The organism is Haloferula rosea (genome assembly GCF_016595525.1).
In the GTDB taxonomy this organism is placed as follows: domain Bacteria; phylum Verrucomicrobiota; class Verrucomicrobiia; order Verrucomicrobiales; family Akkermansiaceae; genus Haloferula; species Haloferula rosea.
In genome coordinates this window covers 1-5626 of the sequence record NZ_JAENII010000029.1, presented here as the reverse complement: position 1 = coordinate 5626, position 5626 = coordinate 1, and the positions used below count along the sequence as shown (strand labels likewise).

2 tRNA genes and 3 rRNA genes are annotated in these 5626 nt (G+C 51.4%); all 5 read left to right on the top strand.

What is annotated here, in order from left to right:
• Positions 1–85 precede the first annotated feature (85 nt).
• The 5 genes from JIN81_RS18600 to rrf all read left to right on the top strand — a co-directional run bounded on the left by JIN81_RS18600 (position 86) and on the right by rrf (position 5578).
• A 16S ribosomal RNA gene (locus JIN81_RS18600) occupies positions 86–1607 on the top strand.
• A 313-nt stretch (positions 1608–1920) separates the two neighbouring features.
• Positions 1921–1996 (top strand) — tRNA-Ala (locus JIN81_RS18595).
• A gap of 84 nt (positions 1997–2080) precedes the next feature.
• Positions 2081–2157 (top strand) — tRNA-Ile (locus JIN81_RS18590).
• 279 nt (positions 2158–2436) lie between these two features.
• A 23S ribosomal RNA gene (locus tag JIN81_RS18585) occupies positions 2437–5237 on the top strand.
• 225 nt (positions 5238–5462) lie between these two features.
• Positions 5463–5578: ribosomal RNA gene (gene rrf / locus JIN81_RS18580) — 5S ribosomal RNA — on the top strand.
• Together the 16S, 23S and 5S rRNA genes with 2 tRNA genes alongside form the textbook arrangement of a ribosomal RNA operon.
• Positions 5579–5626 lie beyond the last annotated feature (48 nt).

Below are 5626 nucleotides of genomic sequence, written 5' to 3'. Positions count from 1 at the left end.
GTGCGGTTGAAGCAGGAAGGATGCCTTCGGGCTGATAAACTGTTTCGAGGTCAATTTTACGTCATGGAAACATGACGATACGTTTTTTACGGAGAGTTTGATTCTGGCTCAGAACGAACGCTGGCGGCGTGTTTAAGACATGCAAGTTGTACGGGGAATCTTTGGAGCTTGCTTTGAGGATTCCTAGTGGCGCACGGGTGAGTAACACGTGAGTAACATGCCTCGTAGAGGGGAATAGCCCGCCGAAAGGCGGATTAATACCCCATGGTCCCGCAAGGGTAAAGGTGGCTTCGGCTGTCGCTACGAGATTGGCTCGCGTCCTATCAGCTTGTTGGTGAGGTAACGGCTCACCAAGGCAACGACGGGTAGCTGGTCTGAGAGGACGATCAGTCACACTGGAACTGAGACACGGTCCAGACACCTACGGGTGGCAGCAGTCGAGAATAATTCACAATGGACGAAAGTCTGATGGTGCAACGCCGCGTGGAGGATGAAGGTCTTCGGATTGTAAACTCCTGTCATTTGAGAGTAAGACCTGGCGGTGAATAGCCGACAGGGTTGATAGTATCAAAAGAGGAAGGGACGGCTAACTTCGTGCCAGCAGCCGCGGTAATACGAAGGTCCCGAGCGTTGTTCGGAATCACTGGGCGTAAAGGGAGCGTAGGCGGTTGGGTAAGTCAGATGTGAAATCCCGGGGCTCAACCTCGGAACTGCATCCGATACTGCCCGACTAGAGTAATGGAGGGGTAACTGGAATTCTCGGTGTAGCAGTGAAATGCGTAGATATCGAGAGGAACACTCGTGGCGAAGGCGAGTTACTGGACATTTACTGACGCTGAGGCTCGAAGGCCAGGGTAGCGAAAGGGATTAGATACCCCTGTAGTCCTGGCAGTAAACGGTGTGCGCTTGGTGTGAGGGGTTTCGACCCCCCTTGTGCCGGAGCTAACGCGTTAAGCGCACCGCCTGGGGAGTACGGTCGCAAGACTAAAACTCAAAGAAATTGACGGGGACCCGCACAAGCGGTGGAGTATGTGGCTTAATTCGATGCAACGCGAAGAACCTTACCAGGGCTTGACATGCATTGCTAATTCCGTGAAAGCGGATGAGTCTTCGGACACCTTGCACAGGTGCTGCATGGCCGTCGTCAGCTCGTGTCGTGAGATGTTGGGTTAAGTCCCGCAACGAGCGCAACCCCTGTGATTAGTTGCCAGCACGTAAAGGTGGGGACTCTAATCAGACTGCCCAGATCAACTGGGAGGAAGGTGGGGATGACGTCAGGTCAGTATGGCCCTTACGCCCTGGGCTGCACACGTACTACAATGCCCAGTACAATTAGAACCGAGACCGCGAGGTGGAGGAAATCTGAAAAACTGGGCCCAGTTCGGATTGGAGGCTGCAACTCGCCTCCATGAAGCCGGAATCGCTAGTAATGGCACATCAGCTACGGTGCCGTGAATACGTTCCCGGGTCTTGTACACACCGCCCGTCACATCATGGAAGCCGGTAGCACCCGAAGTATCTGTATAGGTCCTAAGGTGAAGCTGGTAACTGGGATGAAGTCGTAACAAGGTAGCCGTAGGGGAACCTGCGGCTGGATCACCTCCTTTCTAAGGAGTAAGCTGGCAAACTGTTTCACGCAGTCACTGCAGCAGGTCGAGGTCCACCTGAGTTAAATCAGATGGATCTTCGTTGTCCGAGCAATCGGATGGCAAACCTTTATAACCTTATAGTCGCACAACCATAAAACGGGGAGAATTCCCCCGATGGTCGCAGTGCACAATTTAGTCGTATTCCTTTCCTTTCCTAAGAAAAGCACCTTCAAACCGTGAATCTCGGTTTTGGATTGAGGTTTCAGGATTCAGGGGATCAAAGCCCTGGTTTTTGAAATTGAGATTTGGAATTTGGGATTTGCAGCAATCAGGGGGTATAGCTCAGTTGGTAGAGCGCCTGCTTTGCAAGCAGGATGTCATCGGTTCGAATCCGGTTACCTCCACCAACTTCCAAATTCCAAAGGAACAATTTCAAATTCCGAAATCAAAGGTTTTGGGATTGGTTAATTTGGCCTTTGGCATTTTTAACCGGGCCTGTAGCTCAGTTGGTTAGAGCACACGCTTGATAAGCGTGGGGTCACAGGTTCAAGTCCTGTCTGGCCCACCATTTGCCATCCTGGAGGAGGTGTTGACTAAGAGGAAACGATGTGAGTGATGACGATTTGTCCGCTCTTTGACATCCACATGGAGAAATAAAAGTTTTTCCTGACTGCAATAATTACAATTGCTCACTAAACGAGCCATAATTTTTACAGTCCTTGGAAATACTCGATTTCCATAAGACAAGAGATTGTCTTTACGGCGGATCAGATGAGCGAGGGAGTTATTACCCGAGCGAGTTTGATCCAGACAAACAGACAAGCTGATTTCGAATTTTAAAAGACGGAATCAAGCTATAAAGGGCACAGAGTGAATGCCTAGGTGCTAGAAGGCGATGAAGGACGTGATAAGCTGCGATAAGCTTCGGGGAGTGGCAAATACACTTTAATCCGAAGATTTCCGAATGGGGTAACCTGGTGGAGTTAGAACTCCATCGTTTCTTCCTGAATACATAGGGAAGAAAACGCGATACCCGGTGAAGTGAAACATCTCAGTAACCGGAGGAAAAGAAATCAACCGAGATTCCCTAAGTAGTGGCGAGCGAACGGGGAACAGCCCAACCATTAGTGACTGATGACGATAGTGTAAGCCTTTGGAAAGAGGCGGCAAAGAGAGTGAAACCCTCGTGCGCGAAATCTGATTCAGCTAGGTGCAAGTAATACGCCACACGTGAAACGGCGTATGAAGATGGGGGGACCACCCTCCAAGGCTAAATACTAACTAGCGACCGATAGTGAACAAGTACCGTGAGGGAAAGGTGAAAAGTACCGCTGCGAGCGGAGTGAAATAGAACCTGAAACCCTGTGCCTACAAGGTGTAAGAGCAGCTTCGGCTGTGATTGCGTGCCTTTTGCTTAATGAGTCTGCGAGTTGGTATCTGTGGCAAGCCTAAGTCCTTCCGGGACGGAGGCGAAGCGAAAGCGAGTCCGAACAGGGCGAACATAGTTGCAGGTGCCGGACCCGAAGCGGAGGTGATCTACCCTTGGCCAGGTTGAAGCGCAGGTAATACTGCGTGAAGGACCGAACCGGTGAATGTTGAAAAATTCTCGGATGAGCTGAGGGTAGGAGTGAAAGGCTATTCAAACCCCGTGATAGCTGGTTCTCCTCGAAATGCATTGAGGTGCAGCGTCGCGTGTTGACTACTGGGGGTAGAGCACTGACAAGGCTAGGGCCCATACCCGGGTACCAAACCTTATCAAACTCCGAATACCAGTGGGTAGAGCGCGGCAGTGAGACGGTGGGGGATAAGCTTCATCGTCAAAAGGGAAACAACCCTGATCAGCAGCTAAGGTGCCTAAATCATGCTAAGTGGAAAGGATGTGGGATTTCACAGACAGTGAGGATGTTGGCTTAGAAGCAGCCACCATTTAAAAAATGCGTAATAGCTTACTCATCGAGAGATCCTGCGCCGAAAATGATTGGCGATAAGCATGATACCGAAGCTCTGGATGTCTCAGTTTTTACTGAGGCGTGGTAGAGGAGCATTGTCAGTACATTGAAGCTAGATGGCGACTGAAAGTGGAGCGCTGACAAGAGAGGATGCAGACATGAGTAACGATAGACCGGTGAGATCCCGGTCCGCCGTAAACCCAAGGTTTCCAGGGCTACGTTTTTCGTCCCTGGGTTAGCCGGGGCCTAAGCCGAGGCAGATATGCGTAGGCGATGGACAGCGGGTTAATATTCCCGCGCTCGCGACCCTTAAACAGGGGGGACGCATGGTGAATGATGACTAGGTAATTGAATTCCGAGGTGAGGCTACGGCCGATCCGCATCATCTGAAACCGTGCCAAGAAAAGCCCCTGCGTATGCTAAGCGACCCGTACCGTAAACCGACACAGGTGGGTGGGATGAGTATTCTAAGGCGTAAGAGTGAACCCTGGTTAAGGAACTCGGCAAATTAGCCCCGTAACTTCGGAAGAAGGGGTGCCCCTAGGCTTCGGCTGAGGGGGCCGCAGTGAACTGGCCCAACCGACTGTTTAGCAAAAACACAGCATTCTGCCAAGACGCAAGTCCAAGTATAGGATGTGACACGTGACCAATGCGGAAAGATTAAGGTAAGGTGTTAGCTTCGGCGAAGCTCTGAACCCAAGTCCCCGTGAATGTCGGCCGTAACTATAACGGTCCTAAGGTAGCGAAATTCCTTGTCGGGTAAGTTCCGACCTGCACGAATCGTGTAACGAGTTGGGCACTGTCTCAACCAGGTGCTCAGTGAAATTGTAATGGCGGTGAAGATGCCGCCTACCCGCAGAAGGACGGAAAGACCCTATAGACCTTAACTGTAAGCTGTCATTGGCTTTTTGATTTACATGCTCAGTATAAGTGGGAGACATTGAAGAGTGGTTTTAGGGCCATTCGGAGTCGCCAGTGAGATACCACCCTTGTGTATTGGAGAGTCTAACCTCATGCCATGAATCTGGCTGGGGAACAGTGTCAGCCGGTCAGTTTTACTGGGGCGGTATCCTCCTAAAGAGTAACGGAGGAGCGCGAAGGTGGGTTCAGCATGGTTTGCAACCATGTGTCGAGTGCATAGGCATAAACCCGCCTAACTGTGAGGCCTACAAGCCGAGCAGATACGAAAGTAGGCCTAAGTGATCCGGCGGTTGAATGTGGAATTGCCGTCGCTCAACGGATAAAAGGTACCTTAGGGATAACAGGCTGATTTCGCCCAAGAGTTCATATCGACGGCGAAGTTTGGCACCTCGATGTCGGCTCGTCGCATCCTGGGGCTGGAGAAGGTCCCAAGGGTCCGGCTGTTCGCCGGTTAAAGCGGCACGCGAGCTGGGTTCAGAACGTCGCGAGACAGTTCGGTCCTCTATCCTCTGTGGGCGCAGGAAAACTGAGGGGTTCAATTCCTAGTACGAGAGGACCGGAATTGACGAACCTCTGGTGCACCGGTTGTCGTGTCAACGGCATGGCCGGGTAGCTAAGTTCGGACTAGATAAGCGCTGAAAGCATCTAAGCGCCAAGCTATTCCCAAGATGAGTTTTCCCTGAAGGATCGTGGAAGACGACCACGTTGATAGGGTGTAGGTCGAAGTCTGGTAACAGGCGTAGCCGAGCACTACTAATCATCCGTCTGGCTTGATTCCTCTTTTCTTTTCGAAGTCGTTGTTGATTTCCAAAGGACTGTGAGGCTCGTCGATCATCAGTAATGATCGATCAAGTGAGCAAGGAAAGGGACAGGAAGGAACAAACAGAATAATCTCCATGTGGATGCCAGAGAGTGGGCATCCACCGTGCAAACGGTGGGTCACACGTTTTTGACAATGCTAAGGCAATTAGAGGTGGCGTTTCACAAGAAACGAAGCTCCTCCTCTGGTGGCCATAGCGTAGTGGAACCACCCGGTCCCATCCCGAACCCGGAAGTGAAACACTGCAGCGCCGATGGTAGTGGGGCGATAGGCCCTGTGAGAGTAGGTCGCCGCCAGGTCTATGCCCGGTATCTTCAGACATGAAGATACCGGGCTCTTTTTTGTAC